This is a genomic window from Streptomyces sp. NPDC051183, assembly GCF_040682455.1.
In the GTDB taxonomy this organism is placed as follows: domain Bacteria; phylum Actinomycetota; class Actinomycetes; order Streptomycetales; family Streptomycetaceae; genus Streptomyces.
Genome location: NZ_JBFBBA010000011.1, coordinates 60,268 through 86,979 on the forward strand (window position 1 = coordinate 60,268; position 26,712 = coordinate 86,979).

General features: G+C 72.9%; 29 protein-coding genes and 3 tRNA genes. 25 read left to right on the forward strand and 7 right to left on the reverse strand.

The features are described 5' to 3' along the window. Positions 1-50 precede the first annotated feature (50 nt). From AB0M99_RS12255 to AB0M99_RS12315, 13 genes are all read left to right on the forward strand, one after another. Positions 51-458 (forward strand): NADH-quinone oxidoreductase subunit A, encoded by a 408-nt coding sequence (locus AB0M99_RS12255; protein WP_365919319.1) that lies wholly within the window; start codon positions 51-53, stop codon positions 456-458. Continuing rightward, a complete protein-coding gene (locus tag AB0M99_RS12260) occupies positions 449-1,072 on the forward strand; it encodes an NADH-quinone oxidoreductase subunit B family protein (RefSeq protein ID WP_365919321.1) in 624 nt (207 codons plus the stop codon). Before AB0M99_RS12255 ends, AB0M99_RS12260 begins: the two co-directional genes overlap by 10 nt. Continuing rightward, positions 1,069-2,109, forward strand: coding sequence for an NADH-quinone oxidoreductase subunit C (locus AB0M99_RS12265; protein WP_365919323.1), 1,041 nt, complete (start codon positions 1,069-1,071; stop codon positions 2,107-2,109). The genes AB0M99_RS12260 and AB0M99_RS12265 overlap by 4 nt, the downstream gene beginning before the upstream one ends. Next, the gene (locus tag AB0M99_RS12270; RefSeq protein ID WP_365919325.1) at positions 2,106-3,074 is read left to right on the forward strand and encodes a complex I subunit 1 family protein; all 969 of its coding nucleotides are present in this window, start codon (positions 2,106-2,108) and stop codon (positions 3,072-3,074) included. The genes AB0M99_RS12265 and AB0M99_RS12270 overlap by 4 nt, the downstream gene beginning before the upstream one ends. After that, positions 3,071-3,751: an NADH-quinone oxidoreductase subunit I gene (locus AB0M99_RS12275; protein WP_365919540.1), complete on the forward strand. Its 681-nt coding sequence runs from the start codon at positions 3,071-3,073 to the stop codon at positions 3,749-3,751. The genes AB0M99_RS12270 and AB0M99_RS12275 overlap by 4 nt, the downstream gene beginning before the upstream one ends. Next, positions 3,751-4,371 carry an NADH-quinone oxidoreductase subunit J gene (locus tag AB0M99_RS12280; protein ID WP_365919327.1) on the forward strand — a complete coding sequence of 207 codons (621 nt, stop codon included), beginning with the start codon at positions 3,751-3,753 and terminating at the stop codon, positions 4,369-4,371. Before AB0M99_RS12275 ends, AB0M99_RS12280 begins: the two co-directional genes overlap by 1 nt. Continuing rightward, on the forward strand, positions 4,371-4,712 hold the full coding sequence (gene nuoK, locus AB0M99_RS12285; protein ID WP_365919329.1) for an NADH-quinone oxidoreductase subunit NuoK: 342 nt from the start codon (positions 4,371-4,373) through the stop codon (positions 4,710-4,712). The genes AB0M99_RS12280 and nuoK overlap by 1 nt, the downstream gene beginning before the upstream one ends. Next, entirely contained in the window at positions 4,709-6,760 is a 2,052-nt protein-coding gene (locus AB0M99_RS12290) for an NADH-quinone oxidoreductase subunit L (protein ID WP_365919331.1), read from the forward strand. Before nuoK ends, AB0M99_RS12290 begins: the two co-directional genes overlap by 4 nt. A 38-nt stretch (positions 6,761-6,798) precedes the next feature. Next, positions 6,799-8,352 carry an NADH-quinone oxidoreductase subunit M gene (locus AB0M99_RS12295; protein ID WP_365919542.1) on the forward strand — a complete coding sequence of 518 codons (1,554 nt, stop codon included), beginning with the start codon at positions 6,799-6,801 and terminating at the stop codon, positions 8,350-8,352. Further along, complete coding sequence (locus AB0M99_RS12300; RefSeq protein WP_365919333.1) at positions 8,349-9,902, forward strand: NADH-quinone oxidoreductase subunit N; 1,554 nt, start codon at positions 8,349-8,351, stop codon at positions 9,900-9,902. The genes AB0M99_RS12295 and AB0M99_RS12300 overlap by 4 nt, the downstream gene beginning before the upstream one ends. 177 nt (positions 9,903-10,079) lie before the next feature. Next, positions 10,080-10,943, forward strand: a complete 864-nt coding sequence (gene htpX / locus AB0M99_RS12305) for a zinc metalloprotease HtpX (protein ID WP_365919335.1) — start codon at positions 10,080-10,082, stop codon at positions 10,941-10,943. Continuing rightward, positions 10,940-11,332, forward strand: a complete 393-nt coding sequence (locus AB0M99_RS12310) for a YccF domain-containing protein (protein WP_365919337.1) — start codon at positions 10,940-10,942, stop codon at positions 11,330-11,332. The genes htpX and AB0M99_RS12310 overlap by 4 nt, the downstream gene beginning before the upstream one ends. A gap of 87 nt (positions 11,333-11,419) precedes the next feature. Then, positions 11,420-11,944, forward strand: a complete 525-nt coding sequence (locus AB0M99_RS12315) for an SMI1/KNR4 family protein (protein WP_365919339.1) — start codon at positions 11,420-11,422, stop codon at positions 11,942-11,944. On the opposite strand, the gene AB0M99_RS12320 is transcribed toward AB0M99_RS12315, so the two are convergent. The 3 genes from AB0M99_RS12320 to AB0M99_RS12330 all read right to left on the reverse strand — a co-directional run bounded on the left by AB0M99_RS12320 (position 11,928) and on the right by AB0M99_RS12330 (position 15,306). Further along, on the reverse strand, positions 11,928-13,175 hold the full coding sequence (locus AB0M99_RS12320) for an APC family permease (protein ID WP_365919341.1): 1,248 nt from the start codon (positions 13,173-13,175) through the stop codon (positions 11,928-11,930). The genes AB0M99_RS12315 and AB0M99_RS12320 overlap by 17 nt on opposite strands. 18 nt (positions 13,176-13,193) lie before the next feature. Then, complete coding sequence (locus tag AB0M99_RS12325; protein ID WP_365919343.1) at positions 13,194-14,624, reverse strand: SulP family inorganic anion transporter; 1,431 nt, start codon at positions 14,622-14,624, stop codon at positions 13,194-13,196. A gap of 193 nt (positions 14,625-14,817) precedes the next feature. Then, positions 14,818-15,306: a YajQ family cyclic di-GMP-binding protein gene (locus AB0M99_RS12330; protein WP_136213204.1), complete on the reverse strand. Its 489-nt coding sequence runs from the start codon at positions 15,304-15,306 to the stop codon at positions 14,818-14,820. Positions 15,307-15,506: 200 nt separating this feature from the next. Between AB0M99_RS12330 and AB0M99_RS12335 the strand changes: the two genes are divergently transcribed. Beyond that, positions 15,507-15,588, forward strand: a tRNA-Tyr gene (locus AB0M99_RS12335). Between the two features lie 159 nt (positions 15,589-15,747). Here the strand turns inward: AB0M99_RS12335 and AB0M99_RS12340 are convergent. Beyond that, complete coding sequence (locus tag AB0M99_RS12340) at positions 15,748-16,317, reverse strand: maleylpyruvate isomerase N-terminal domain-containing protein (RefSeq protein WP_365919345.1); 570 nt, start codon at positions 16,315-16,317, stop codon at positions 15,748-15,750. A 38-nt stretch (positions 16,318-16,355) separates the two neighbouring features. Between AB0M99_RS12340 and AB0M99_RS12345 the strand changes: the two genes are divergently transcribed. Next, positions 16,356-16,796, forward strand: a complete 441-nt coding sequence (locus AB0M99_RS12345) for a DUF3574 domain-containing protein (RefSeq protein WP_365919347.1) — start codon at positions 16,356-16,358, stop codon at positions 16,794-16,796. Between the two features lie 92 nt (positions 16,797-16,888). On the opposite strand, the gene AB0M99_RS12350 is transcribed toward AB0M99_RS12345, so the two are convergent. Both AB0M99_RS12350 and AB0M99_RS12355 read right to left on the reverse strand, forming a co-directional pair. Next, a complete protein-coding gene (locus AB0M99_RS12350; protein ID WP_365919349.1) occupies positions 16,889-17,545 on the reverse strand; it encodes an SDR family oxidoreductase in 657 nt (218 codons plus the stop codon). A gap of 43 nt (positions 17,546-17,588) precedes the next feature. After that, on the reverse strand, positions 17,589-18,899 hold the full coding sequence (locus tag AB0M99_RS12355; protein WP_365919351.1) for an amidohydrolase family protein: 1,311 nt from the start codon (positions 18,897-18,899) through the stop codon (positions 17,589-17,591). Positions 18,900-19,314: 415 nt separating this feature from the next. Here AB0M99_RS12355 and AB0M99_RS12360 point away from each other — a divergent pair. The 10 genes from AB0M99_RS12360 to AB0M99_RS12405 all read left to right on the forward strand — a co-directional run bounded on the left by AB0M99_RS12360 (position 19,315) and on the right by AB0M99_RS12405 (position 25,642). Next, a tRNA-Thr gene (locus tag AB0M99_RS12360) sits at positions 19,315-19,387 on the forward strand. Positions 19,388-19,435: 48 nt separating this feature from the next. Continuing rightward, positions 19,436-19,508, forward strand: a tRNA-Met gene (locus tag AB0M99_RS12365). 88 nt (positions 19,509-19,596) lie between these two features. Continuing rightward, positions 19,597-19,761 carry a 50S ribosomal protein L33 gene (gene rpmG, locus AB0M99_RS12370; RefSeq protein WP_003956487.1) on the forward strand — a complete coding sequence of 55 codons (165 nt, stop codon included), beginning with the start codon at positions 19,597-19,599 and terminating at the stop codon, positions 19,759-19,761. A 137-nt stretch (positions 19,762-19,898) separates the two neighbouring features. Beyond that, the gene (locus AB0M99_RS12375; protein WP_365919353.1) at positions 19,899-20,351 is read left to right on the forward strand and encodes a MaoC family dehydratase N-terminal domain-containing protein; all 453 of its coding nucleotides are present in this window, start codon (positions 19,899-19,901) and stop codon (positions 20,349-20,351) included. 1 nt (position 20,352) lies between these two features. Next, the gene (locus AB0M99_RS12380; protein WP_365919355.1) at positions 20,353-20,781 is read left to right on the forward strand and encodes a MaoC family dehydratase; all 429 of its coding nucleotides are present in this window, start codon (positions 20,353-20,355) and stop codon (positions 20,779-20,781) included. 619 nt (positions 20,782-21,400) lie between these two features. Continuing rightward, positions 21,401-22,045 (forward strand): helix-turn-helix domain-containing protein, encoded by a 645-nt coding sequence (locus AB0M99_RS12385; protein WP_365919357.1) that lies wholly within the window; start codon positions 21,401-21,403, stop codon positions 22,043-22,045. Positions 22,046-22,156: 111 nt separating this feature from the next. Continuing rightward, the gene (locus tag AB0M99_RS12390) at positions 22,157-23,593 is read left to right on the forward strand and encodes a DHA2 family efflux MFS transporter permease subunit (RefSeq protein WP_365919359.1); all 1,437 of its coding nucleotides are present in this window, start codon (positions 22,157-22,159) and stop codon (positions 23,591-23,593) included. An 81-nt stretch (positions 23,594-23,674) separates the two neighbouring features. Then, positions 23,675-24,073, forward strand: coding sequence for a DUF3291 domain-containing protein (locus AB0M99_RS12395; RefSeq protein ID WP_365919544.1), 399 nt, complete (start codon positions 23,675-23,677; stop codon positions 24,071-24,073). After that, complete coding sequence (locus tag AB0M99_RS12400; RefSeq protein WP_365919546.1) at positions 24,070-25,209, forward strand: UDP-N-acetylmuramate dehydrogenase; 1,140 nt, start codon at positions 24,070-24,072, stop codon at positions 25,207-25,209. The genes AB0M99_RS12395 and AB0M99_RS12400 overlap by 4 nt, the downstream gene beginning before the upstream one ends. A gap of 16 nt (positions 25,210-25,225) precedes the next feature. Then, complete coding sequence (locus tag AB0M99_RS12405; protein ID WP_365919361.1) at positions 25,226-25,642, forward strand: hypothetical protein; 417 nt, start codon at positions 25,226-25,228, stop codon at positions 25,640-25,642. On the opposite strand, the gene AB0M99_RS12410 is transcribed toward AB0M99_RS12405, so the two are convergent. Continuing rightward, positions 25,632-26,651 carry an adenosine deaminase gene (locus tag AB0M99_RS12410; RefSeq protein WP_365919363.1) on the reverse strand — a complete coding sequence of 340 codons (1,020 nt, stop codon included), beginning with the start codon at positions 26,649-26,651 and terminating at the stop codon, positions 25,632-25,634. The genes AB0M99_RS12405 and AB0M99_RS12410 overlap by 11 nt on opposite strands. Between the last annotated feature and the right edge of the window lie 61 nt (positions 26,652-26,712).

The following is a 26,712-nucleotide window of genomic DNA, read 5'->3' on the forward strand; positions in this document are numbered from 1 at the left end:
TACCAGATCACCCTGATCGTCGACAGTGGCCGAGGAGCGAGGAAACGGACGTGCCCGACCAGACGGTATCGACCGTATCCGTGCTCGCCGCGGACTACTTCCGGAGCTATTCGGTCGTCGGCCTCCTGGCCGTCCTCGGTGTGCTCTTCGTGACCGTGGCCTTCAGCGCCAACCGCCTGCTGCGCCCCTCGGTCCCGACCCCCGAGAAGCTGCTGACCTACGAGTGCGGCGTGGACCCGGTCGGCGAGGGCTGGGCGCACACCCAGGTCCGCTACTACGTCTACGCCTTCCTCTACGTCATCTTCGCCGTCGACTCGATCTTCCTGTTCCCGTGGGCGACGGTGTTCGCCGCCGTCGGTTACGGCGCCACGACGCTGGTGGAGATGTTCATCTTCCTGGGCTTCCTGGCCGTCGGCCTGCTCTATGCGTACAAGAAGGGCGTCCTCGAATGGACGTGACACCGGCCCAGACCCCGGCACCGGCCCAGACCCCGGCCCCGCCCCAGCTCCTTCCGGAGCCGAAGCGGCTGGGAGTGCTCTCCCGCCTCGCCCCCGAGCCGATGAAGGTGGTCCTGAACTGGGGCCGCCGCTACAGCCTGTGGGTCTTCAACTTCGGCCTCGCCTGCTGCGCGATCGAGTTCATCGCCGCGTCAATGGCCCGCCACGACTTCATCCGGCTGGGTGTCATCCCCTTCGCGCCGGGGCCCCGCCAGGCGGACCTCATGATCGTCTCGGGCACGGTGACGGACAAGATGGCCCCGGCCGTGAAGCGCCTGTACGAGCAGATGCCGGAGCCGAAGTACGTCATCTCCTTCGGTGCGTGCTCCAACTGCGGCGGCCCGTACTGGGACTCGTACTCGGTGACGAAGGGCGTCGACCAGATCATCCCGGTCGACGTCTACGTCCCCGGCTGCCCGCCGCGCCCGGAGGCGCTGCTCCAGGGCATCCTCAAGCTCCAGGAGAAGATCGCCCGGGAGTCGCTCGCGGAGCGCTACGCGACGGCGGGCGCCTCGACCGCCCAGCTGACGAGCCCCCTGGTGACCCCTCCGCCGACCCCGGAGGCGGGCGCGTGAACCTCTACGACTCCCTCCCGGACGGCGCCCCGACGGTCTTCGGGGCCGAAGCCGTCGGCTCCTTCGCGTACGACGTCCTCACGGTCGACGTGCCCGTCGGGAGCTGGATCCCGGCGCTGGAGATCGCCCGGGACAAGCTGGGCTGCACGTACTTCGACTGGCTGAGCGCGGTGGACGAGCCGGGCACCGGTTTCCGCATCTGCGCGCACGTCGTCTCCCTGGAGAACCACCGGGTACGCAGGCTGCTGCTGCGCACGACGGTCCCGCACTCGGCGCCCTCGCTGCCCTCCGCCGTCGCGATCTACGCGGGTGCGGAGTGGCACGAGCGCGAGACGTTCGAGATGTTCGGGGTCGTCTTCACCGATCACCCGCACCTGGTGCCGCTGCTCCTCCCGGAGAACTTCGAGGGCCACCCGCTGCGCAAGGACTTCGTGCTCGCGGCGCGCGTCGCCAAGGCCTGGCCGGGCGCCAAGGAGCCCGGCGAGGGGGCGGACCCCGACGGGCCGAAGCGCCGCCAGATGCTGCCGCCGGGCGTCCCGGACCCCAACGACTGGGGCCCGATGAAGGGCCAGCTCCCGCCGGCCCCCGCCCGCCCGGCCCGCACCCCGCGCGCGGCGGGCGCCGCCGGCGCCGCCGGTGCCCCGGCCCGCCGCACCCGTACGGTCGCCGAGCCCGCCGCCCCGGGAGCCCCGGAGGGCGAGGCCCCGCCGCGTCCGGCCCGGCGTACCCGCTCGGTGGCGGACGGCTCGGCGAGCCAGGCGACCCCGGCGCCCGAGGCGGCTCCGGCGGCTCCTGCGACCCCGGCGCCCGACGCGGCTCCTGCGACCCCGGCGGCCCCGGCGCCCGACGCGGACCCGGCCGCCCCGGCGGAGCCGGCCGCGGCCGCCCCCGAGGCCGAGCCGCGGGCCCCCCGCCGCCCGGCCCCCCGCAGCGCGGACGCGCCCTGGCACGACCCGAAGCCGGCCTTCGAGGAGCCGCAGCCGGCGGCGGACCCGAATACCCCCGATCCGAACCCCGACAACGGAGGCGACGCGTGAACGACGTCCTCGACGTCGCCCTGCGGCTGATCGTCGTCTTCGCCGTCTTCCTCGTGCTCCCGCTCGTCGTCGGGCAGACCGAGCACAAGGTGATGGCCCACATGCAGGGCCGCCTCGGCCCCATGTACGCCGGCGGCTTCCACGGCTGGGCCCAGCTCGTCGCCGACGGAGTGAAGTTCGCGCAGAAGGAAGACATCGTCCCGGCCAACGCCGACCGGCGGATCTTCCAGCTCGCTCCCGCCGTGGCGCTGCTCCCGTACCTGCTCGTCCTCCTCGTGATCCCGATCGGTCCGAGCGACAGCGCGGTCGGCCAGGTCATCGACGCGGGCCTCTTCTTCGCGCTCGCCGTCATGGGCGTCGGAGTCCTCGGCTCCCTGATGGCCGGCTGGGCCTCCGCGAACAAGTTCTCCCTGCTCGGAGGCCTGCGCACCGCCGCGCAGCTGCTCGCGTACGAGCTCCCCATGCTCCTCGCGGCCGCCTCGGTCGCCATGGCCGCCGGGACCGTCTCGCTCCCCGGCATCGTCGAGGCCTTCGAGTGGTGGTGGCTGCCCTGGCAGATCGTCGGCGCGCTCGTCTTCTTCACCGCCGGCCTCGCTGAACTCCAGCGGCCCCCCTTCGACATGCCCGTCGCCGACTCCGAGATCATCTTCGGCGCGTACACCGAGTACACGGGCCTGCGCTTCGCGCTGTTCCTCCTCGCCGAGTACGCCGGCATCGTCGTCCTGTGCGGTCTGACCACCGTCCTCTTCCTCGGCGGCTGGCACGGACCCCTCGGCGACGACGGCCTCGGCTGGGTCTGGACCCTGCTCAAGGTCGCGGTGCTCGCCTTCGTGGTGATCTGGCTCCGCGTGAGCTACCCGCGGCTGCGCGAGGACCAGTTGCAGAAGCTCGCCTGGACCGTACTCATCCCGCTCGCGCTCGCCCAGATCGCGCTCACCGGCATCGTGAAGGTGGCGATCAACTGATGCCCATCCCCGGATCCGGCCTGGCCAAGGGCCTCGCCGTCACCCTGCGCACGATGACGAAGCGCTCGCACACCGCCCAGTACCCCGAGGTGCAGCCCGAACTCCCGCCGCGCTCGCGCGGGGTCATCGGCCTGTTCGAGGAGAACTGCACGGTCTGCATGCTGTGCGCCCGCGAGTGCCCCGACTGGTGCATCTACATCGACTCCCACAAGGAGACGCTGCCGGCGTCCACCCCCGGTGGCCGCGAACGCAGCCGCAACGTCCTCGACCGCTTCGCCATCGACTTCTCCCTCTGCATGTACTGCGGCATCTGCATCGAGGTGTGCCCCTTCGACGCCCTCTTCTGGTCGCCGGAGTTCGAGTACGCGGAGACCGACATCCACGAGCTGACCCACGAGCGCGACAAGCTGCGCGAGTGGATGTGGACCGTCCCGGCCCCGCCCGCCCTGGACCCCGCCGCCGAGGAGCCCAAGGAACTCGCCGCCGCCCGCAAGGCGGTGGAGAAGGCCGAGGCCGCCGCAGCGGCAGCCGCCGCAACGGCCGCCGAGGCCGAGGCGGCCGCGGGCACGCCGGACTCACCGGCCCCGCCCGCCCCGGGCGCCGACGGTGCCCCGGGCGCCGCCCCGGGCGGCACCTCCGAGGGCACCCCCGACTCCCCGGCGGGAGGCACCGCCTGATGTACGCCGCCCACCTCGCCGCGGCCACCGCGGCCGCCGGTCCCGGCGCCGGACCCGGCTTCCTCTCCCCGACGGGCGTGGAGATCGCCTTCGTCCTCGTCGGCCTCGCCACCCTCGGCGCGGCAGCCGTCACCGTCACCACCAAGCAGCTGGTCCACGCCGCCCTGTGGCTGGTCGTCGCGCTCGGCGGCATCGCCGTCGAGTACCTGCTGCTGACCGCCGAGTTCATCGCCTGGGTCCAGGTACTGATCTACCTCGGCTCCGTGGTCGTCCTCCTCCTCTTCGGGCTGATGCTCACCAAGGCCCCCATCGGCCGCTCCCCGGACGCCGACTCCAACAACCGCTGGGTCGCGCTCGGTGTCGCCGCCACCGCGGCCGCCGCGCTGGTCTGGGTGGTCGTGGACGCCTTCCGCACCACCTGGATCGACCTCGACGGCCCCGCCCAGGGCTCCACCAAGGTGTCCGGCGAGATCCTCTTCCGGCACTGGGTGCTGCCCTTCGAGGCGCTCTCCGTCCTCCTCCTCGCGGCCCTGATCGGCGCCATCGTGCTGTCCCGCAGGAACGACCCCGCGGACACCGCCGACGCCGCCGACGCCGGTGACAAGAAGGGGCAGCGCTGATGCACCTCGCCTACCCGGCCGTGCTCGCGGCGCTCCTCTTCTGCACGGGCCTGTACGGAGTACTCGCCCGCCGCAACGCCATCCTGGTGCTGATGTCCGTCGAGCTGATGCTCAACGCCGTCAACCTCAACCTGGTGGCCTTCGACGTCTGGCTGCGCGACGCCCTGCACGCCGGCCAGGCCCTCACCCTCTTCACCATCGCCATCGCCGCCGCCGAGATCGGCATCGGCCTCGCGATCGTGCTGATGGTGTACCGCAACCGAGGCACCGCGGACGTCGACGCACTGCGCGACACCGCCGAGGGCCACGAGCCGGACAGCGCGACTGGAGCCGCCGCGTGAGCACCCCGACCCTCGCCGTCCTCGTCCCCCTCCTGCCCTTCCTGGGCGCGGTGGCGGGACTCCTCTCCGGCCGCGCGGCCCCCGGCTTCGTCCGGCCGCTCGCCGTACTGCCGACGCTGGCCGCCGCCGTGCTGGCGGTGCTCGTCGCCTTCCGCCACGGCGGCGGCAAGGCGATCGACACCGCGACCGAGCTGACCCCGACCGGCTCGGTGCCGATCGAGCTCTCGCTCCACCTGGACGGCTTCGCCGTGCTGGTGGCCGTCCTGGTCGGGGTCGTCGCCACCTGCGTACAGCTCTACTCGACCGCGTACCTGCGCGAGGATCCGCGCTACCCGTCGTACGCCGCTCTGGTCTCACTGTTCACCTCCGCCATGCTGCTCGTCGTCTACTCCGGCGACCTGATGGTGCTGCTGGTCGGCTGGGAGATCATGGGCATCTGCTCGTACTTCCTGGTCGGGCACTACTGGGAGACCGAGGCGGCCCGCTCCGCCTCCCTGAAGGCCTTCCTCGTCACCAAGCTCGGCGACGTCCCCTTCCTGATCGGCCTGTTCGCGCTCGCCGCCGACACCGGCTCCTTCCGGATCACGAAGATCCTGGGCGCCGTCGCCGCGGGCGGGCTCGACCACCCGACGCTGATCGCACTGCTGCTGCTCGCCGGAGTCGCGGGCAAGTCCGCGCAGTTCCCGCTGCACACCTGGCTCCCGGACGCCATGGCGGGCCCCACCCCGGTCTCCGCGCTGATCCACGCCGCGACGATGGTCGCCGCCGGTGTCTACTTCATCGCCCGTCTCCTGCCGGTCTTCGCGGCCTCGCGGGCCGCGCTGGTGGTCATGGCCGTCATGGCGGCCGTCACGATGGTCGGCTCCGCGCTCGCCGCGCTGGCGCAGGACGACATCAAGCGCGTGCTCGCCTACTCCACGGTCGGCCAGCTCGGTTACATGACCGGCGCCCTGGCCGTCGGCGACCGCTCGGCCGCCGTCTTCCACCTCCTGTCCCACGGCGCCTTCAAGGCGCTGCTGTTCCTCGGCGCCGGCGTGATCATCCACGCCGCCGGTACGAACTCCCTGGCCGCCATGTCCCGCATGGACGGTCTCGCCCAGCGCATCCCCGATGCCTTCTGGACGATGACGATCGCGCTGCTCGCGCTCGCCGCCATCCCGCCCTTCGCCGGCTTCTTCTCCAAGGAAGCCGTCCTGGTCGCCGCCGAGCACACCGCCACCGGCCACTCCGAGTTCGCGCCGAGCACGGCCGGCTGGGTGGTCCTCGTCGCCGGTGTGCTGACCGCCCTGCTCACCGCCGCCTACGCCACCCGGCTGTGGCTGCTGGCCTTCCGCGGCCGGGGCGCCGCCGCCCCCGACCACGGCAAGGAGCCCGTCGCCATGACCGGCGTGCTGTGGCTGCTGGCGATCCCGTCGGTCGGCTTCGGCCTCGCCGCGGGCCCCCTCGCCGACTGGTTCGACGGCAAGGAGCTCACCCCGACGGTGACCACCTCGGTCCTCGGCACGGGAGCCGCCGTCATCGGCGCGGCTCTGACGTACGCCCTGTGGCAGCGGGCGACGGCCCAGGCGGTGGCCACGGTTCCCGCCGTGGCGGGTCCCACCCCAGGCGCCGCCGCCGAGCAGCCCGCCGCCGTGGCGGCCGCGGTGTCCGCGGCTACCGCCGCCGCCGAGTCCGCGGCCGAGACGCCCGAGGTCGCGAAGGTCACCCACGAGCACCCCGCCGTCCCGGCGGGCCCGGCCCCCGACCCCGGCAGGGCGCTGCTCGGCCCGCTCCACCGCCATGCGGCCGACGGCTTCCACCTCGACGCCGTCTACGACCGGCTGTTCGTCCGCCCCGTCCGGGGCGCCGCGAGCCTCGTACGCTTCCTCGACCGCGAGGTGGTGGAGACGTACGTCCGCGGCGCGGGCACCGGAACCGGGCTGCTCGGCAGCCTCGTACGCCGCGCCCAGACCGGCAACGTGCAGAGCTACCTGAGCGCCCTGCTCGCCGGCGCCGTGGTCCTGGCGATCGCCACCGCCGTCCTCGCCAACGTCAACGCCGGATCGTGAGCCGTGAGTCAGCCGTGATTGATATCAGCCCGTCCGTGATGCAGTTCCTTCTGGCGTTCATCGTTGCCGGACCGCTCGTCGGCGCCGCCGCGGCCCTCCTGCCGGCCCCTCCCGGGCTGAAGGGCAAGAGCCCCGAACAGGCGGTACTGCGCCACGGCGTGACCGTGACCGGTGCCATCCTCGCCGCGGCCGTCGCCCTCACCCTGGGCTTCGACCACGACGCCCCGTCCCGCTTCCAGGCGACGACGGACATCAGCTGGATCCAGGCGCTGAACGTCCGGATCCACCTCGGCATCGACGGCATCTCGCTCCCCCTCCTCCTGATGACCGCGCTGCTGTTCTTCCTCTGCGCGCTCTACAGCTACTTCAAGCTCCCCGCGGGCCCCTCCCCGAAGGCCTTCGTCGCGCTGCTCCTGGTCCTGGAGTCCGGCACCCTCGCGACCTTCGCCGTACTCGACCTGCTGCTGTTCTTCCTCGCCTTCGAGATGGTCCTCATCCCGATGTACTTCCTCATCGCCCGCTGGGGCGGTGCTCAGCGGCAGGCAGCCGCCTGGAGGTTCATCCTCTACACGCTCCTCGGCTCCGTCGTCATGCTGCTCGGTCTGCTGCTGATCGGGCTGAACAGCGGCACTTTCGACATGGTGGCACTGGCCTCTGACAATGGGCGCGAACTGTCCCACAGCACCCAGATCCTGGCCGTTCTGGCCATCGGGATCGGCCTCGCCGTGAAGACCCCGATGTGGCCGCTGCACAGCTGGCTGCCGGACGCCCACACCGCCGCGCCCACCGTGGGCTCCGTCCTGCTGGCCGGCGTGCTGCTGAAGATGGGCACGTACGGGTTCGTCCGCATCCTGCTGCCCGCCACCCCCGACGGCATGCACACCTTCGCCCCCTACCTGGGCGCCTTCGCCGCCGTCGGCATCGTCTACGGGTCCCTCGCCTGCCTCGCGCTGGCGCGCAAGGGCGGCAAGGGCGACCTCAAGCGGCTCATCGCGTACTCCTCCGTCGGCCACATGGGCTTCGTGCTCCTCGGCATCGCGAGCATGACCCCCACCGGCGTCAACGGCGCGCTCTTCGCCAACATCGCCCACGGCCTGATCACCGGCCTGCTCTTCTTCCTGGTCGGCGCCCTCAAGGACCGCTACGGCACCGCCGACCTCGACACCCTCGCCGGAGCCACCGGCGCCGCCCTCTACGGCCGCGCCCCGCGCTTCGGCGCGCTCCTGGCCTTCGCCGCCGTCGCCTCCCTCGGCCTGCCCGGCCTGGCCGGCTTCTGGGGCGAGATGCTGTCCCTCTTCGGCGCGTTCGACCCCGCCGAGGGCCTGTCCCGGCCGGCCTTCCTGACGTACACGGCCGTCGGCGCGTTCGGCACCCTGCTCACCGCCGCCTATCTCCTGATCGTCGTACGGCGCGTGTGCATGGGAGACCCGAAAGCCGGTCCCGAGCTCGCCGTCGCGGACATCCAGCGCTACGAGTTCGCCGCCTGGACCCCGCTCGCCGCCCTCACCGTCCTCGCCGGCCTGTGGCCCGCGGTCCTCCTCGGCCTCACCGACCCGGCCGTCCAGAAGCTCCTCGCAGGAGGCAACTCATGACGGCCCTGACGGTCCTCGCCGCCGAGACCCCCGACCTGGTCCAGTCCGTCGACTGGCTCGCCATCGCACCGGTGGTCATCACCGCCGCGGTCGGCCTGGTCGTCCTGGTCGCGGACCTCTTCGTACCCGAGAAGCACAAGCAGGCCCTCGGCTGGATCTCCGTGGCCGGCCTGGCCGCCGCGACCGCCACCCTGCTTCCGCTGCGCGCCGGCGACCGCGCCACCTTCTGCCTCACCGGACCCGGCACCGCCGACCCGGCCGCCTGCAGCTACACCGCGGACCACTTCGCGCTCGTCGTCCAGTTCCTGGTGCTGGCCGGCGCCCTGGTCACCGCCCTGCTGTCGGTCACCGCCGTCCGCGACGCGCGCATGCCGGCCGGCGAGTACTGGTTCCTGCTGCTCTCCTCCGCCGCCGGCGCGGCCCTGCTGCCCGCCTCCCGCGACCTCGCCACCCTGATCGTCGCCCTCGAAGTCGCCTCGCTGCCCGCCTTCGCCCTCGTCGGCCTGCGGCGCGGCGACCGGCTCTCCTCCGAGGCCGCCCTGAAGTTCTTCCTCTCCTCGGTCACGGCCACCGCCGTCTCCCTGCTCGGCGTGAGCTTCGTCTACGCCGCCACCGGCTCCCTGCACCTGAGTCAGGTCGCCGGCCGCCTGGAGGGCGTCCCCGGGCAGCTCGACACCCTCGCCATGGCCGGTGTCGCGCTCACCCTCGTCGGCTTCGCCTTCAAGACCGCGGCCGTCCCCTTCCACTTCTGGGTCCCCGACACCTACGTGGGCGCCCCGCTGCCCATCGCGGGCTACCTCTCGGTGATCGGCAAGGCCGTCGGCTTCACCGGCCTCGTCCTCGTCACCGTGATCGCGTTCCCGGCGTACTCCGAGATCTGGGGCCCCGCCCTGGCCGTCCTCGCCGCGCTCACCATGACGCTCGGCAATGCCGCCGCCCTGCGCCAGTCCGCGGACCGCCCGAACAGCGCCGTCCGGCTGCTCGCCTGGTCCTCGGTCGGCCAGGCCGGCTACCTGCTGGTCCCGATCGCCGCGGCCGCCTACTCCGACCGCGACCAGATCGGCTCCACCGTCGCGTACGCCCTCATGTACGCCGCCGTGAACCTCGGCGCCTTCGCCGTGGCCGCCCTGGTGGCCCGTACGAAGCCGCTGCACCGGATCAGCGACTACCGCGGCCTGTACGCCGAGCACCCGCTCGCCGCCCTCTCGCTGGCCTTCTTCCTGCTCTGCCTGGCCGGACTGCCGCCGGGCATCATCGGGCTCTTCGCCAAGATCACCGTCTTCCGGGCGGCGGTCGACGCGGGCCTGGGCTGGCTCGCCGTGGTCATGGCCGTCAACGTCGTGATCGCCCTGTACTACTACCTGCGCTGGACGGCGCTGCTCTTCCGCACCCCGGAGGAGGGGGAGCAGGAGGCGGCCCCCGCCGCCCGTACCCGGGCCCCGTGGCCGGTGACGACCGCGATCGTGCTCACCGCAGCGGTCGCCGTGGTGCTCTCCGGAGCCCCGCAGCTCGTCCTGCGCTTCGCCGCGGGCAGCCTGTTCCCGCAGTAGCCCGTACGGAGCAACGCCGACGACCGCCCCGCCGCCCCGTCCCTCGGGCGGCGGGGCGGCCGCGCGCCGGGAACCCGCCGCCCTCACCTCGCGTTGTGCAGAGAGGGAGGGTCCACTGGACCGTAGACCCTCAAAACCATGACGGGCTCCCCTGCCGCACCATTTGGAGGGCGTACCGTGCACCGCCGGCACAACGGGCTGAAGACCGCCGTACTCCTCGGCGGGCTGTCGGCACTCATCATCATCATCGGAAGCTTCTTCGGGCGCGGCGGCCTGATCGTCGCCGTACTGATCGCCCTCGGGACGAATGCGTACGCGTACTGGAACAGCGACAAGCTGGCTCTACGCGCGATGCGCGCCCGCCCCGTCAGCGAATTCGAGGCCCCCGAGCTCTACCGCATGGTGCGCGAGCTCTCCACCTCCGCGCGCCAGCCCATGCCCCGGCTCTACATCTCGCCGACCGAGGCGCCCAACGCGTTCGCGACCGGCCGCAATCCGCGCAACGCCGCGGTCTGCTGCACCGAGGGCATCCTGCGCATCCTCGACGAGCGCGAGCTGCGCGGGGTCATCGGCCACGAGCTGAGCCACGTCTACAACCGCGACATCCTGATCTCCTCGGTCGCCGGAGCCCTTGCCTCCGTGATCATGTTTCTGGTGAACTTCGCCTGGCTGATCCCGATCGGCCGGTCGAACGACGACGAGGGCCCCGGCCTCTTCGGCATGCTGCTGATCATGATCCTGGGCCCGCTGGCCGCGTCCGTGATCCAGCTGGCGATCAGCCGCTCGCGCGAGTACGAGGCCGATGCCTCCGGAGCCCAGCTCACCGGGGACCCGCTGGCCCTGGCCAGCGCCCTGCGGAAACTGGACGCGGGCACCAAGCAGCTGCCGCTGCCGCCCGAGCCCAGGCTGGAGACGGCGAGCCACATGATGATCGCGAACCCGTTCCGGCCGGGTGAGGGCCTCTCGAAGATGTTCTCCACCCACCCTCCGATGGCCGAGCGCATCGCCCGGCTCGAACAGATGGCAGGCCGCAGGCAGTGAAGACAATCCTCAACATCATCTGGCTCGTACTGAGCGGCGTCTGGCTGTTCCTGGGCTACTGCCTGGCGGGCGCGCTGCTCTGCATCACCATCATCGGCATCCCCTTCGGGATCGCCGCCTTCCGCATCGCCGTGTACGCCCTGTGGCCCTTCGGGTACACCACGGTCGAGCGCCGCGACGCCGGCGCCCCCTCCTGCGTGGGCAACGTGCTGTGGCTGATCCTGGCGGGCTGGTGGCTGGCCCTGGGCCACATCGTCACCGGCATCGCGCTGTGCGTCACGATCATCGGCATCCCGTTCGGCATCGCCAACTTCAAGATGGTCCCGCTGTCCCTGCTTCCGCTGGGCCGCGAGATCGTCCCGACGGACGCGCCGTTCGCCTCGCGCTGAGCGGCCGGGCCTCTGCGCCCTGGAGTTACCGGTGGGGGGAATGCCCAGGTCAGGGTGATTGTCAGTGGGGTCGGTCACTATGTGTGCATGGATGAGAACGAGCAGTTGCTGGAGCAAGTCGCAGCCCATGCGCGCCACCGCGCACCGGGCCGCGTAAAGCCCCTGCCGGCGCCGCTGGAGGCCGGCGCGCGGGCCGAGGCCGAGCGCATACTCGGCTTCGCCCTGCCGCCGCTGCTCGCCGGGCTCTACACCCGGGTCGGGGACGGCGGCTTCGGCCCGGAGCGGGGCCTGCTGCCGCTGCGCGGGGCCGTCGCGGCGTACGGGGCGATGCGCGTCTCCGGATGGCGCTGGCCGGCCGGGGTGCTGCCGCTGGCGGACTACGGCTGCGGGATGTACGTGTGCGTGGACTGCCAGTCCGACACGGCCCAAGTCCTGCTGTTCGAGCCGAACCTGGGCGAACCGGACCTCGCCTGGTTCGTCGATGCGCCGAGCCTCGCCGACTGGCTGCGGGGCTGGCTCGACGGCACCGCCTGGTACTGCGAGGACTCCGACGCGGGGGAGGCGTACGACCTGGAACTGACGCCCTGGCCGGGCTTCAGATCCCGGGCGTGAGCCGCCTGCGGACGGCGTAGGAGAGCGCGCCCAGGGCCAGCACCGCCGCCCCCGAGACCGCCGAGGCGGCGGGCAGGGCGCAGGCCAGCAGCACACAGCCGGACAGCCCGACCGCTGCCACGGCCCGATCCTTGACACCTGAATCGAGAGTCCAGGCCGAGGCGTTCGCGATCGCGTAGTAGGCCAGCACCCCGAAGGAAGAGAAACCGATCGCGCCCCGCAGATCGGTGGTGGCCGCGAGCACCACCACGACCGCCCCCACCGCCAGCTCCGCATGGTGCGGCACCTGGTGCCGCGGGTGCACGGCGGCCAGCGCGCGGGGGAGGTGGCCGTCGCGGGCCATCGCCAGGGCCGTCCGCGACACCCCGAGCACGAGGGCCAGCAGCGAGCCCAGCGCCGCCAGGGCCGCCCCGACCCGGACCACGGGGGCCAGTGCGGGCCACCCGGCCGCCCGTACCGCGTCCGCCAGCGGGGCCGACGACCGCGCCAGGCCGTCGGCGTCGAGCACCGAGAGCGCCGCCACCGCGACCGCGGCGTACACGAGCAGGGCGATCCCGAGGGCGAGGGGTACCGCCCGCGGGATCGTGCGCCGCGGATCACGCACCTCCTCGCCCAGGGTGGTGATCCGGGCGTAGCCCGCGAAGGCGAAGAACAGCAGCCCGGCGGCCTGCAACAGCCCGCCGGCGCCGATCCCGCCCGCGCCGCCGAGGCGCCCGGCGTCCGCCGCGCCGGAGGACAGGCACACCACCACGACCCCGGCCAGCACGGCCAGCACCGCCGCCACGATCACCCGCGCGATCCTGGCGGACTTCTGCACACCGCCGTAGCCCGCGGCGGTCAGTGCCACCACCGCCGCGACGGCCACGGCGCGCTGCTGCCCCGGCCAGGCGTACGCCCCGGCCGTGAGCGCCATCGCGGCGCAGGAGGCCGTCTTGCCCACGACGAAGCCCCAGCCGGCCAGATACCCCCAGAAGGGGCCCAGCCGCTCGCGCCCGTACACGTAGGTGCCCCCGGAGGACGGATAGCGGGCGGCGAGCCGCGCCGAGGAGCGCGCATTGCAATAGGCGACGAGGGCCGCCACGGCCAGGGCCGCGAGCAGGGCCCGGCCCGCGCTGCCCGCCGCGGACGCCGCCGGGGCGAGCGCCGCGAAGATCCCGGCCCCGACCATCGCCCCGAGCCCGACGACGACCGCATCGGACACGCCCAGGGTGCGCTTCAACTCGTTGTCCACACGCGGAGGGTAAACGGCCTAGATGACGCCCTTGGGGCCGGGGAGGGGCGTGCGCTGGTCCTGCCAGCCGGTGAGCGCGGTCAGGCACGCGTGGTCGAGGTGGCGCAGGCCGCTCAGGTCGAGCCGTACGCTGCGCCCGTCGTCCGGTACGGCGTCCAGCTCGTCCAGCAGCTTGGGCAGCCGCAGGAAGCTGGCGTTGCCCAGGACCCGCAGGCACAGCTCCTCGCCCTCCCACACCTCCTCGACGTGCACGTGGGAGGTCTCCCAGGCCGCCTTGGCGACGGCGAGCCCCAGCCCGACGAGCACCCCCTCGAACAGGTTGGTGGCCACGATCGCGCCGGCCGTCGCCACCAGCACCACCGCCTCGCCGCGGTGCGTACGCCACAGCGCGGCCACCGCCCGGACCGGCAGCAGCTTCCAGCCCGCGTGCAGCAGCACCCCGGCCAGCGCGGCGAGCGGCACGATCTCCAGCAGCCAGGGCAGCGCCACCGCGAACAGCAGCAGCCAGCCGCCGTGCATCACCCGGGCCGCGCGGGTGCGGGCGCCGGCCTCCACGTTGGCGGCGCTGCGCACGATCACGGCGGTCATCGGCAGCGCCCCGAGGAGCCCGCAGACGGTGTTCCCGAAGCCCTGGGCCACCAGTTCCCGGTCGTAGTCGGTACGGGGCCCGTCGTGCATGCGGTCCACGGCGGCGGCGCTGAAGAGCGTCTCGGCGGAGGCGATCAGCGCCAGCGCGGCCACGGTGCCGAGTGCGCCCACGGACGCCAGCACCCCGAAGTCCCCCCAGCCCGGCGGGGCCACGGCGTGCAGCACCCCCGTCACCCGGACCCGCGCCACGGGCAGCCGCAGCAGCGCGGCCACGGCGGTGGCGGCGGCCACCCCGACGAGCGCCCCCGGCACGAACCGCAGCCGGGCCGGCAACCGGCGCCAGGCCACCATGACGGCCACGGTCCCGGCCCCGAGCGCCACGGCCGCCCAGTCGGCCTCCCCGGCGAGCCCCGGCACGCCGGCCAGCTTGGCGAGGGTCGCACCCGGGGCCTGCGCGCCGCCCAGGGCGTACAACTGCCCGGCGATCAGCACGAGTCCGATCCCGGCCAGCATCCCGTGCACGACGGCGACGGAGATCGCCCGGAACCACCGCCCGAGGCGCAGCACCCCCATGCCCAGCTGCACCACACCGGCGACCAGTACGAGCACCCCGAGCACGGCTGCCCCGTACGCCTGCACGGCCTCGTAGACGAGCACGGTCAGCCCGGCGGCGGGCCCGCTGACCTGGAGCGAGCTCCCCGGGAACCAGCCCGTGACGAGCCCGCCCACCACCCCCGTGACGATGCCCAGTTCGGCAGGGACCCCGGACGCGACCGCCACCCCCACGCACAGCGGCAGCGCGACGAGCGCGACGACCACCGACGCCCCGAAGTCTTCACGAAACGTGCCGGCCCCAGGCATGCGAGAACCCCCCCTGCCAAGCGGTGACGAATGCCCACAGCCTGGCCGGGCGCATTCACCCCGCCCAAGTCCCCACAGGGGCCGGCGAAGGCGCACGCGCCGCACGCGCCCCGCACACACCACCCTCACGCCGCCCGGCGACACGCGCACAACGAGGGCGGTGTGCCCCCGTTGTGCAGGTCGCGGAGGTTGATCAGCGGTAGTTCACGAACTGGATCGCGAAGTCCAGGTCCTTGCCCTTGAGGAGCGCCTGGATGGCCTGCAGGTCGTCGCGGCTCTTCGAGCTGACGCGCAGCTCCTCGCCCTGGACCTGGGCCTTGACGCCCTTGGGGCCCTCGTCCCGGATGATCTTCGCGACCTTCTTGGCGTTCTCCTGGGAGATGCCCTCCTCGATCGTGGCGAAGATCTTGTACTCCTTGCCGGACAGCTGCGGCTCACCGGCATCGAGCGCCTTGAGGGAGATCCCGCGCTTGACCAGCTTGGTCTCGAAGACGTCGAGGATGGCCTTCACGCGCTCCTCGGAGTTCGCCTCCATCAGGATCTTCTCGCCGGACCAGGCGATCGAGGCGCCGGTGCCCTTGAAGTCGTAGCGCTGCGAGAGCTCCTTGGCGGCCTGGTTGAGGGCGTTGTCGACCTCCTGCCGCTCGACCTTCGAGACGATGTCGAAACTGGAGTCGGCCATGTGCTGTGGCTCCTTGAAGTCGGCTGTGGCGGCCCCGAAGGGCGCGGCCGGACATCCCCGGCCCGCTCCGCAAAGCCTAGCCACCGTGCCCGCCGGAGGTGCTGATCAATCCGGTGGCGAAGCATCCCCGCTCATCGGGTATCGTTTACGTCGTTGCCAGGGAGCGCCGCCGCAAGGCGGAAAAAATGGCAGCGTCCCTTGGCGGTGTGCCCGAGTGGCCAAAGGGAGCAGACTGTAAATCTGCCGGCTCAGCCTACCCAGGTTCGAACCCTGGCGCCGCCACGCGATGTAAGACCCCCGTTCAACTGCGGAAACGCAGTGGGCGGGGGTCTTCTCGTATGCGAGCGCGACCTGCCGGCGCCGAAGCGGAACCGGGTGACCTGTCTCACCCGCCCCGCGACCCCCGCGACCGGCGAGCTGCCCCGGGCGGCGCCGCCCGGGCTACTGCGCGACGGCCGCGCGCCAGGACCACGACGTACGGCGCGGGCGGTCCGGGAGGGCGAGACGGCCCGCCGACCAGAGCAGCACCTGCGGGGCCGGACCCGGCGGGGAGTCCGGGAAGAGACGGTCCAGGACCTGGGCCGCGAGGTCCGGCGGGGGCAGCCAGGGCAGGGCCAGGCCCTGGGCGATGTCATACGTGTGGAGCAGGAGCTCCGCCACACCCATCGCCGCGAAGCCCCCGGGATCGCACGGCCCCCAGTGCCACGCGCGGTCCCCCGGACCGGCCGCGGAGAGCGCGCTGCTCAGCAGCCGGGCGCTCGCCGACACCACCGTCAGCACCTCGGCCGGGGGAGCGTCCGGGCGGACCCGCAGGTCCAGCGGCAGGTAGCCGTCCGGCGCGAGCGAGGCGACCTGGGCGGCGTACGCCACGAGGTCGTGCGCGATGTGGGCCGCGGTCGTCCAGCAGCTCCAGTCGAGCGAACCTGCCGGAACCTGCCAGTCCCGCCCGGCGTGCGGGGCCAGGGCGGACACCGATTCGGCCGCCGCCCGTTCGACGTCGGAGCCGTTCATCGGCCGCATCGTCTCAGCCTTCCGTTCGTTGCACGGGGGTGAAATGGACTTCTGAAACACGCGGGAAGGTCGGCGGCGGAGTACTCATCGCCCTGCTCGGGGCCGGGATCCCGGCCCTGGTCGGAGCAGCGCTCCACACCCAAGTGGGCGAGCCGTACGAGGAGACCCGACTGTACTTCGGCACCGATCGCCCGAACGGCCGTCCCCCGGTCGGCGAGGCGGACTTCATGCGCTTCCTGGACCGGGAGATCACCCCCGCCTTCCCCGAGGGGCTCACCGTCCACGACGGGTACGGCCAGTGGCGGGGCGGGGACGGCAAGTCCGTGCGCGAGACCTCCTACGAGGTGGTGCTGCTGTACCCGGAGAAGGACGCCGGCGACCGCAGCGTGCGCATCGAGCGGATCCGGCGGGCGTACGAGGTGGAGTTCCAGCAGGACTCGGTCGGGCGGTCCGACGACAAGGTGAGCGCCGAGTTCTGAGGAACGGTCAGGGCGGTCCGCCGGTCGGGGCCGACCGGTCGTCGGGGCGGGCCCACAGGTCCGTGCCAGGACCCGTCGGCCCGGCCCCCGGGTCAGTTGCCCGCCATGTCCTTGACCGCCACCGCCACCGGGGTCGAGCCGGAGATCAGCTCCAGCGTCAGGCCCGCCGTCGCCGGGGTCTCGACCAGCTCCGCCAGCACCGCCGCCACGTCGTCGCGCGAGACCGACCCGCGGCCCGTCAGCGCCTCCAGCCGGACCAGGCCCGTACCGGCGTCGTCGGTCAGCGAGCCCGGGCGCAGCACCGTCCACTCCAGGCCCAGCCGGGTGCGGACGTGGTCGTCGGCCTCGCCCTTGGCCCGCAGGTACACGTCGAAGACCTCCTCGCCCTCGTGCCGTGCGTCCGCGCCCATCGAAGAGACCATCAGGAAGCGCCGGACGCGGGCCCGTTCGGCCGCGTCGGCGAAGAGCACCGCCGCACCGCGGTCCACGGTTCCCTTGCGGCCCACGCCGCTGCCGGGGCCCGCGCCGGCCGCGAACACCGCCGCGTCCGCGCCCTGAAGGATGCCCGCAACGTGTTCGACCGAGGCCGACTCCAGGTCGCACAGCACCGGTTCGGCGCCCGCCTCCCTGAGGTCGTCGCCCTGTGCCGGGTCGCGGATGATGCCCGCGACCTCGTACCCGCGCGCGGCGAGCAGGCGCTCCAGCCGCAGCGCGATCTGACCGTGTCCACCCGCGATGACGATGCGCATGTCCCGACCGTACGACGACCCGGGCGCCCACGCCCGCGAACGCTCAGGGACCCGGCTCCATACGGCCCTGCCGGGGCAGGTCCAGGGCCACGGCGACGGCGGAGTCGCAGTACTCCCGTACGGCACTCGTACGGGCTACCACCCGCCCGCGGTGGATCACGATCCGGCTGTACGCGAGGGACAGCACCCCGGCGATGCGGTCCCCGCGCACCGCGAGCAGCTCCGCCGGGAAGCCGGCCTCCACCCGTACCTCCGGCAGGCCCATCGCCTCGCGGGCGGCGGCGCTGACCGCGTCGTAGGCCTCCATGGGCCGCAGGCCGCCCTGGGAGGCCAGCAGGTACGCGGCTTCGAGCGGGTCGCCGCGGCCGACGGGGTTCCCGGCGTCCCGCAGGGCTCCGCTGCCGGCGGCGACCCGTACCCCGGCCGCGCGCAGGAGCCGTACGGGGGCGGTGCGCAGGCCGCGGCGCTCCAGAGCCGCACAGTCGCCCTGGGGCAGGCAGGTGACCCGTACGCCGGCCGCGGCCAGCTGGTCGGCGGCGCGGGCCGCCACGTCGAGCGGGATCCGGGACAGGCCGCCGCAGGGGCCGATGGACACGCCGGGGCGCAGCCCGCCGGCCATCGCGGCGAGCCGGGACAGCCGGCCCGGGTCGTCACCGTCCGTGTGCAGGTCCACGGGGCAGCCGTGCTCGGCGGCGAGTTCCAGCACGGCTTCGAGGAAGCCCGTCGGGTCGGGGTCGAGGTCGGGGCAGCCGCCGATGACGGAGGCGCCCATCTTGACGGCGTCGCGCAGCATCGCGAGCCCGTCGGCCCCGGCCACGCCGGTCAGCAGCCGGGGGACGGCGACGGCGGTGAGGTCGGTGAGCCCGCGCAGGGAGCGGCGGGCCTGGAGGACGGCCTCCATGGGGCCGAGGCCGTGCATGTCGCCGATGCGGACGTGCGAGCGTACGGCGGTGGCCCCGTGGCCGAGCTGGAGCAGAGCGGCCTCGGTGGCCCGGCGCTGGACCTCGTCGGGGGTGTAGGAGACGGGCCCCTCGCCGTCGGCCGTCAGGGCGGTGTCGCCGTGGGCGTGCGGCTCGGCGGGGGCGGGGAGCAGCAGGTAGCCGCTCAGGTCCACGCGGGAGATGGCGGGGGCGGGCAGGCTGCCGGCGGTGCCGACGGCCTGGATCCGGCCGCCGCTGAGGCGGACGTCGACGGTGCGGCCGTCGGTGAGGCGGGCCCCGGCGAGCAGGAGGGTCGTGGACTCGGCGGCGGCCGCGTTCCCGTGGCCGGCCGGGCGGAGGTGCCCGTGGCCGCCGCCCTCGCCGCGGCCGCTGCGCGGGGAGGGGGACGGCTGCTGCGGCTGGCTGTCGGACATCGCGCTCCTGCGGTGGCTCGGGCGGTTCCTGGGCCGTGGCCGCCCGGCCCGCGGCCCAAGATCACGCAGCGTGCTCAGAGCCTAGGGCGCTGGGCTGCCCGCTTCACGGAAGAGCGCAATAGTCGTACCGGTGTGGTGCCCACGCGCCCCGGCGTGCGGGCGTGCGCGGTGACGTGCCGAGTCGTGCGGGGTCCTGCGGAGTCGTGGGGAGTCCTGCGGAGCCGGGCGAGGTTCTGCGGGGGGCGCGGGCGCTGGGGGCGGGGGTCGGGTTGTGACCCCGCCCACAATCCGGCCCCAAAACGGGGTGGGAGGTGCCGGAGTGGTGATCGGGAAAGACTTCGCCGCGTCCTCCGAGGCCAGGCCCCGCAAAGGATTTGGGCGATCGGCGGGCAACCGTGTAATGTCTTCCTCGCTCGCCCCAATAGCTCAGTCGGTAGAGCGTCTCCATGGTAAGGAGAAGGTCTGCGGTTCGATTCCGCATTGGGGCTCTGGTGAGAGAGGTTCCCCACCCTCGGGTGGGGAACGGATCTCATCAAAGCGGCGTAGCTCAGTCGGTAGAGCAAGCGGCTCATAATCGCTGTGTCACCGGTTCAAGTCCGGTCGCCGCTACACACAGTAGCCGATTGCGGGGTCGGTCTCCCGATCGGCTACTCTTTTATGCGTTCATCCGTCCCATAGTCCGTCAAGGAGCACTCACGTGGCTGCCACCGACGTCCGCCCGAAGATCACGCTGGCCTGCGTGGAGTGCAAGGAGCGGAACTACATCACCAAGAAGAACCGGCGTAACAACCCGGACCGTCTTGAGATGAAGAAGCACTGCCCGCGCTGCAACTCGCACACCGCGCACCGCGAGACCCGCTGACCCCAGCGAAGTCCCGCAATATAGGCACCGTCATGAGGTCGTCCCCTTCAATGGGGACGGCCTCGTGTCGTTTCCCGGGCTTGTCCTTCCGGATCTCTGACCGTCATTGATGTTCCTTCAACAGGAGGTAGTGAGCCATGGCGCTCGACCAGACCTTCGTGGGGCGGAGCTACCCGCCCACCGATCCGTACGAGGTCGGCCGGGAGAAGATCCGCGAATTCGCGGTTGCGGTGGGTGACACCAATCCCGTCTACACCGATCCCGATGCGGCCAAGGCCTTCGGCCACCTGGACGTGATCGCCCCGCCGACCTTCGTGTTCGCCATCACGTTCGCCGCGGCCGGGCAGGTCGTCGCGGACCCGCAGCTGGGTCTGGATTACAGCCGCGTCGTGCACGGCGACCAGAAGTTCGCGTACTCCCGCCCCGTGCGGGCCGGCGACCGGCTGACGGTGACCTCCACCATCGAGGCCGTGAAGTCGCTCGCGGGCAACGACATCATCGACATCCGCGGCGAGGTCCACGACGAGACCGGCGAGCACGTGGTGACGGCGTGGACGAAGCTCGTCTCCCGCGCCCCCGAGGAGGCCTGAGATGACTGCGCAGATCCAGTACGACGACGTCGAGGTCGGCACCGAGCTGCCGGCCGCGTCCTTCCCCGTGACGCGCGCGACGCTGGTCCGGTACGCGGGTGCGTCCGGTGACTTCAACCCGATCCACTGGAACGAGAAGTTCGCCAAGGAGGTCGGGCTGCCGGACGTCATCGCGCACGGCATGTTCACCATGGCCGAGGCGGTACGGGTCGTCACCGACTGGGTGGGCGACCCGGGTGCGGTCGTCGAGTACGGGGTGCGCTTCACGAAGCCGGTCGTGGTCCCGAACGACGACCAGGGCGCGCTGATCGAGGTCACCGCGAAGGTCGCCGCGAAGCTGGAGGACAACCGCGTCCGGGTCGACCTGACGGCGATGAGCGCGGGCCAGAAGGTCCTGGGCATGTCCCGCGCGGTCGTAACCCTCGCCTAACCCCCCCCGGGGCCCGGCCCGGGCCCCCCTGGCCCGGGCCCCCCTGGCCCGGGCCCCCCTGGCCCGGGCCCCCCTGGCCCGGCCCGGTCCGGGCGGCGGTCCCGGCCATGGTCGGGCGGCTGCCATGGTCGCCTGGCCAGGCCCTCGCTCCGGCCGGACGGCTGCTCGGCCGCCCGGTGCCCCGGCCGTGCCGCGGCCCCCGGCGGGAGCGCCGGGCGGGGTCCTGAGTCCGAGTCCGGTCCCGGGCGTGACCGCGCGGTTGCCTTGCCCGCCTGGCCGGCGCTCGCTCCGGCTGTGCCGTTGCCCCGGCGGGACGCGCCGGGCGCGGGCCCGGCCGGGTGGCTGCGGTGACCCGGGCTCCGTAGGCCCGGATGCGCCGCTGCCTCGCCTGCCGTGGCCGCCCGTTGCCGGGCCGTGTCCCCGCCCAGCCGCCGCCTTGGCGGCACTCCCGCGGCCCCGCCAAAGAGCCGGTGGTGGCCGCCTGGCCGCCTGGCCGGGCCCGGGCTCCGCCGGAGGGGGCTTGAGGCGCCGCCGGAGGGGGCTTGAGGCGCCGCCCCCCGGGCCCGGCCGCGACGCTGAGGGGTTGACGTAGTTAGTGATTGAGCACTAACTTAGGGACATGGCAAGGATGAGTGCAGAGGAGCGGCGCGAGAGCGTCATTCGTGCGGCGATGAGCGAGTTCGCCCGCGGCGGCTACTACGGGACCTCGACCGAGGCGATCGCCAAGCGCGTCGGCGTCTCCCAGCCGTACCTCTTCCGGCTCTTCCCCAACAAGCAGGCGATGTTCCTCGCCGCCTCCGCCCGCTGCATGGAAGAGGTCCGCCTCGTCTTCGAGGAGGCCGCCAAGGGCCACCACGGAGAGGACGCGGTCAAGGCCATGGGGGAGGCGTACATGCAGCTGATCGCCGATCAGCCCGAGAAGCTCCAGATGCAGCTCCAGACGTTTGTGACGGTTTCCGCGGCCGAGGCCGCCGGGGAGCCCGGGTTCGGGGAGATGGTCCGGGCGGCCTGGATGGAGCTCTGGGACACCGTCCACCTGCCGCTCGGGGCGGACGTCAACGAGACGACCACCTTCATGGCGTACGGGATGCTCATCAACACCCTGGCGGCCATGGGCTTCCCGCCCGGGCACCGGGTCTGGGACGGGTGCTACCCCTCCGCGCGCCCCGTCGCCCCCAGCGCCGACACCGCCACTGCCGACACCGCCACTGCCGACACCGCCACTGCCGACACCGCCACTGCCGACACCACCGCCGGCGACTAGAACCGCCGGCCCGCGCCGGCCCGCGCACCCGTACAGCCGCGTAGCCGCGTCAATGCGTAACTCTGCCCACGAAAGTTAGTCAGTAATAACTAACATCCCCAGGGGGACCTCGTGAACACGCAAGACAAGCTCGGCTGGCCCGCGATATGGGCCCTCATCCTCACCGGCGCCGCGAGCTTCATGGCCGCCCTCGACAACCTGGTCGTCACCACCGCCCTCCCGGTCATCCGCGAGGACCTCGGCGGCAAGCTGGAGGACCTGGAGTGGACGGTGAACGCGTACACGCTCACCTTCGCCGTCCTCCTCCTCTTCGGCTCCGCCCTCGGTGACCGCTTCGGCCGCCGCCGGCTCTTCATCGTCGGCCTCGCCGTCTTCACGGGCGCCTCCGCCGCGGCCGCGCTCTCGCCCGGCATCAACGAGCTCATCGCCGCCCGCGCCGTCCAGGGCGTCGGCGCCGCGGTCATGATGCCGCTCTCCCTCACCCTGCTGACCACCGCCGTCCCGGCCGCCCGCCGCGGCATGGCCCTCGGCATCTACGGCGCCGTCACCGGCCTCGCCGTCGCCAGCGGCCCCCTCATCGGCGGCAGTCTGACCGAACACATCTCCTGGCAGTGGATCTTCTGGCTCAACGTCCCGCTCGGCCTCGCCCTGATCCCGCTCGCCCGCCTGCGCCTCGCCGAGTCCACCGCCCCCGGCTCGCGGCTCGACGTCCCCGGCACGCTCCTCATCAGCGGCGGCCTCTTCGGGATCGTCTACGCCCTGGTCAACGCCAACGCGGACGGCTGGACCAGCGCCCCCGTGCTCACAGGCCTGATCGCCGGATCCGCGCTCGTCGGCGGCTTCATCCACCACGGGTTCAACAACGCGAACGCCATGCTCCCCATGCGCCTCTTCCGCGACCGCGGGTTCTTCGGCATCAACATGGCCAGCCTGCTGATGTACGTCGGAATGTTCGGCTCGATCTTCCTGCTGAGCCAGTTCCTCCAAGGCGTCGCCGGCTACTCCCCGACCGAGGCCGGCCTGCGCATGCTCCCCTGGACCGGCATGCCGATGATCGTCGCCCCCATCGCCGGCATCCTCTCCGACCGGATCGGCAGCCGCCCCGTCGTCGCCGCCGGACTCATGCTCCAGGCCCTGGGCCTCGGCTGGTTCGCGGCCATCCTGAGCACGGACGTCTCCTACGCGGCCCAGCTCCCGGCCCTGATCCTCAGCGGCATCGGCATGGCCCTGTACTTCGCCCCCGCCTCCAACGCGCTGATGTCCACCGTCGCCCCCGCCGACCAGGGCAGGGCCTCCGGAACCAACAACGCCCTGCGCGAAGTCGGCGGAGCCCTCGGCGTCGCGGTCCTCGCCTCGGTCTTCTCCGCCCAGGGCGGTTACGAGTCCGGGCAGGCCTTCACCGACGGGACCGTCCCCGCGCTGTGGATCGGCGCCGGAGCCGTGGCGGTGGCCGCGGCCCTCGCCCTCCTGCTGCCCCGCAAGGCGAAGCAGGAGCCGGCCGCGGCGCAGACCACCGCGGCTCCGGCGAAGGTCCCGGCCGCGAGCTGACCCCGCACCGCCGCACCACCCGCACGCACCCGCACGCACCCGCACCCACCCCGTACGACTCACAGCGAAGGAGTGCCCGCCATGCCCGACATCCCCTGGTCCACGCCCACCCAGGCCGCCCCCGACGCCGAGGTCTACGTCATGGCCTCACGCTTCGAGACCGCCACCCTCACTGGCGCCCTCAGGTTCTTCCTCAAGTCGCCCGGCATCGTCGCCCAGATCCGCAAGGCCCCCGGGGCCCACGGCGTCGCCCTGCGCGCCCGCGTCCTCAGCCGCACCTTCCTCACCCTCTCCGCCTGGGAGGACCGCGACGCGCTGTACCGCTTCGCCCGCAGCGAGCCACACCGCTCCAGCTCCCGCGCGGCCGCCGCCTTCATGAAGGAATCGGCCTTCACCTTCTGGACCGTCCCCGCCTCGCGGCTCCCCATCGACTGGGCCGAGGCGGAGCGGCGCCTCGCCGAACAGAAGCCGGCCTCCTGAGCCGGTCGGCACGGGGGAAGCGCCCGTACGGTCCGTGGCCCCGCAGGGATGCGAGGGGCACGGACCGTACTCTTGTCCACGTGCAGGAACTCCACGACGCCCCCCTCGCCCCGCTGACCACCTTCCGCCTCGGTGGCCCCGCCACCCGTCTGGTCACCGCGACCGCCGACGCCGAGGTGGTCGCCACCGTCCGCGCCGCGGACGAGAGCGGCACCCCGCTCCTGGTCATCGGCGGCGGCAGCAACCTGGTCATCGGCGACCGCGGCTTCGACGGCACCGCCCTGCGCATCGCGACCACCGGCTACACCCTGGACGGCACCACCCTGGAGCTCGCCGCGGGCGAGAACTGGAGCGACGCCGTCGCCCGCACCGTCGACGCCGGCCTCGCCGGCATCGAGTGCCTCGCCGGCATCCCCGGCTCCGCCGGCGCGACCCCGATCCAGAACGTCGGGGCGTACGGCCAGGAGGTCTGCGACACCATCACCGAGGTCGTCGCCTACGACCGCACCCTGCGCGAGACGGTCACGCTGACCGCCGCCGAGTGCGCGTTCTCGTACCGCGACAGCCTCTTCAAGCACGAGCCCGAGCGGTACGTCGTCCTGCGCGTGCGCTTCGCCCTGGAGGACGCCGGCGGGCTCTCCGCGCCGGTCAAGTACCCCGAGACCGCCCGCGCCCTCGGCGTGGAGGCCGGCGACCGGGTCCCCGCCGCCACCGCCCGCGAGACCGTACTGCGCCTGCGCGCCGGCAAGGGCATGGTCCTCGACCCCGCCGACCACGACACCTGGTCCGCCGGGTCCTTCTTCCACAACCCGATCCTGACCGACGAGGCGTACGCCGCCTTCCTCGCCCGCGCCCAGGACCGCCTCGGCCCCGAAACCGCCCCGCCCGCCTACCCCGCGGGCGACGGCCGTACGAAGACCAGCGCGGCCTGGCTGATCGACAAGGCCGGCTTCACCAAGGGCTACGGCACCGGCCCCGCCCGCATCTCCACCAAGCACACCCTCGCCCTGACCAACCGCGGCGAGGCCACCACCGAAGACCTCCTCGCCCTGGCCCGCGAGGTGGTCGCGGGCGTCCACGCGGCATTCGGCGTCACCCTGGTCAACGAACCGGTGACGGTCGGCGTCAGCATCTGAGGAGCCCCGGCCGCCCATGCTCTGTCCCCTGCACGGGGCCGGTACCGACCCCACCCGCCTGGTGGGACGCACGATCAGCCGAGTCGTCGCGTCCTGGCACTTCAGCGACGGCGAGCGGTCCGAGTCGCCGCTCGACGTCTGGCTGATCGACAGCGCGGGCGACTCCACCCGGATCACCACCGGGTCCGACTGGTGCCTCATCGTCGAGTCCGCCGACCCGCACGAGCCCTACGACATGGGGGAGTGGGGCCGCATCGAGGTCGGCGAGGACCTCGGCGACCACCCCTTCCTGCGCCACCTCGGCGAGACCGTCGCCTCGGTGGCCGAGTACGCGCTGCCCGAGCAGGGGCGCACGCACCTGGAGATCGGCTTCCCGGACGGCCGCCGGGTACGGGCCGACTGCCACGAGGGGGACCTGCGGCTCACACGCTGAGCCAGTGGTCGATCCCGCCGAGCAGCTTCTCCTGCACGTCGGCCGGCGCGGCCGAACCGCGTACCGACTGGCGGGCCAGCTCGGCGAGCTCCGCGTCCGTGAAGCCGTGGTGGAGGCGGGCGATCTCGTACTGCGCGGCGAGCCGGGACCCGAACAGCAGCGGGTCGTCCGCGCCGAGCGCCATCGGCACCCCGGCGTCGAAGAGGGTCCGCAGCGGGACGTCCTCGGGCCGCTCGTAGACCCCGAGGGCCACGTTCGAGGCGGGGCAGACCTCGCAGGTGATCTGCCGGTCGGCGAGGCGCTTGAGCAGCCGGGGGTCCTCCGCGGCCCGTACGCCGTGCCCGATGCGGGAGGCGTGCAGATCGTCGAGGCAGTCGCGGACGGAGGCGGGGCCGGTGAGCTCGCCTCCGTGCGGGGCGGCGAGGAGGCCGCCCTCCCGGGCGATGGCGAAGGCGCGGTCGAAGTCGCGGGCCATGCCGCGGCGTTCGTCGTTGGACAGCCCGAAGCCGACGATGCCCCGGTCGGCGTAGCGCACGGCGAGGCGGGCGAGGGTGCGGGCGTCGAGGGGGTGCTTCATGCGGTTGGCGGCGATGACGACCCGCATCCCGAGGCCGGTCTCGCGGGAGGCCGCGTCGACGGCGTCGAGGATGATCTCGACGGCGGGGATCATGCCGCCCAGCAGGGGTGCGTACGAGGTGGGATCCACCTGGATCTCCAGCCAGCCGCTGCCGTCCCGTACGTCCTCCTCCGCGGCCTCGCGGACCAGGCGGCGGATGTCGTCGGGCTCGCGCAGGCAGGACCGGGCGGCGTCGTACAGCCGCTGGAAGCGGAACCAGCCCCGCTCGTCGGTGGCGCGCAGCTTGGGCGGCTCCCCGGCGGTCAGCGCGTCGGGCAGGCGCACGCCGTACTTGTCGGCGAGTTCGAGGAGGGTCGACGGGCGCATGGACCCGGTGAAGTGCAGGTGCAGGTGGGCCTTCGGCAGAAGCGTGAGATCGCGTAGGTGCTCCATCTGGTGATACTGCCGCACTTGTCACCCGATCGGCAGCCCGATTCCCTGAACGGGACCTTGC

Bases quoted from the DNA above. Each gene is read 5' to 3' on its own strand.
- AB0M99_RS12260 (WP_365919321.1), top strand. From the start codon at position 449: ATGGACGTGACACCGGCCCAGACCCCGGCACCGGCCCAGACCCCGGCC.
- AB0M99_RS12350 (WP_365919349.1), bottom strand. From the start codon at position 17,545: ATGCGCATCGTCATCGCGGGTGGACACGGTCAGATCGCGCTGCGGCTG.
- AB0M99_RS12395 (WP_365919544.1), top strand. From the start codon at position 23,675: ATGCCCGACATCCCCTGGTCCACGCCCACCCAGGCCGCCCCCGACGCC.
- AB0M99_RS12385 (WP_365919357.1), top strand. From the start codon at position 21,401: ATGGCAAGGATGAGTGCAGAGGAGCGGCGCGAGAGCGTCATTCGTGCG.
- AB0M99_RS12380 (WP_365919355.1), top strand. From the start codon at position 20,353: ATGACTGCGCAGATCCAGTACGACGACGTCGAGGTCGGCACCGAGCTG.
- AB0M99_RS12295 (WP_365919542.1), top strand. From the start codon at position 6,799: ATGCAGTTCCTTCTGGCGTTCATCGTTGCCGGACCGCTCGTCGGCGCC.
- nuoK (WP_365919329.1), top strand. From the start codon at position 4,371: ATGCACCTCGCCTACCCGGCCGTGCTCGCGGCGCTCCTCTTCTGCACG.
- AB0M99_RS12410 (WP_365919363.1), bottom strand. From the start codon at position 26,651: ATGGAGCACCTACGCGATCTCACGCTTCTGCCGAAGGCCCACCTGCAC.
- AB0M99_RS12405 (WP_365919361.1), top strand. From the start codon at position 25,226: ATGCTCTGTCCCCTGCACGGGGCCGGTACCGACCCCACCCGCCTGGTG.
- AB0M99_RS12340 (WP_365919345.1), bottom strand. From the start codon at position 16,317: ATGAACGGCTCCGACGTCGAACGGGCGGCGGCCGAATCGGTGTCCGCC.
- AB0M99_RS12300 (WP_365919333.1), top strand. From the start codon at position 8,349: ATGACGGCCCTGACGGTCCTCGCCGCCGAGACCCCCGACCTGGTCCAG.
- AB0M99_RS12355 (WP_365919351.1), bottom strand. From the start codon at position 18,899: ATGTCCGACAGCCAGCCGCAGCAGCCGTCCCCCTCCCCGCGCAGCGGC.
- AB0M99_RS12315 (WP_365919339.1), top strand. From the start codon at position 11,420: ATGGATGAGAACGAGCAGTTGCTGGAGCAAGTCGCAGCCCATGCGCGC.
- AB0M99_RS12375 (WP_365919353.1), top strand. From the start codon at position 19,899: ATGGCGCTCGACCAGACCTTCGTGGGGCGGAGCTACCCGCCCACCGAT.
- AB0M99_RS12330 (WP_136213204.1), bottom strand. From the start codon at position 15,306: ATGGCCGACTCCAGTTTCGACATCGTCTCGAAGGTCGAGCGGCAGGAG.
- AB0M99_RS12280 (WP_365919327.1), top strand. From the start codon at position 3,751: ATGTACGCCGCCCACCTCGCCGCGGCCACCGCGGCCGCCGGTCCCGGC.
- AB0M99_RS12325 (WP_365919343.1), bottom strand. From the start codon at position 14,624: ATGCCTGGGGCCGGCACGTTTCGTGAAGACTTCGGGGCGTCGGTGGTC.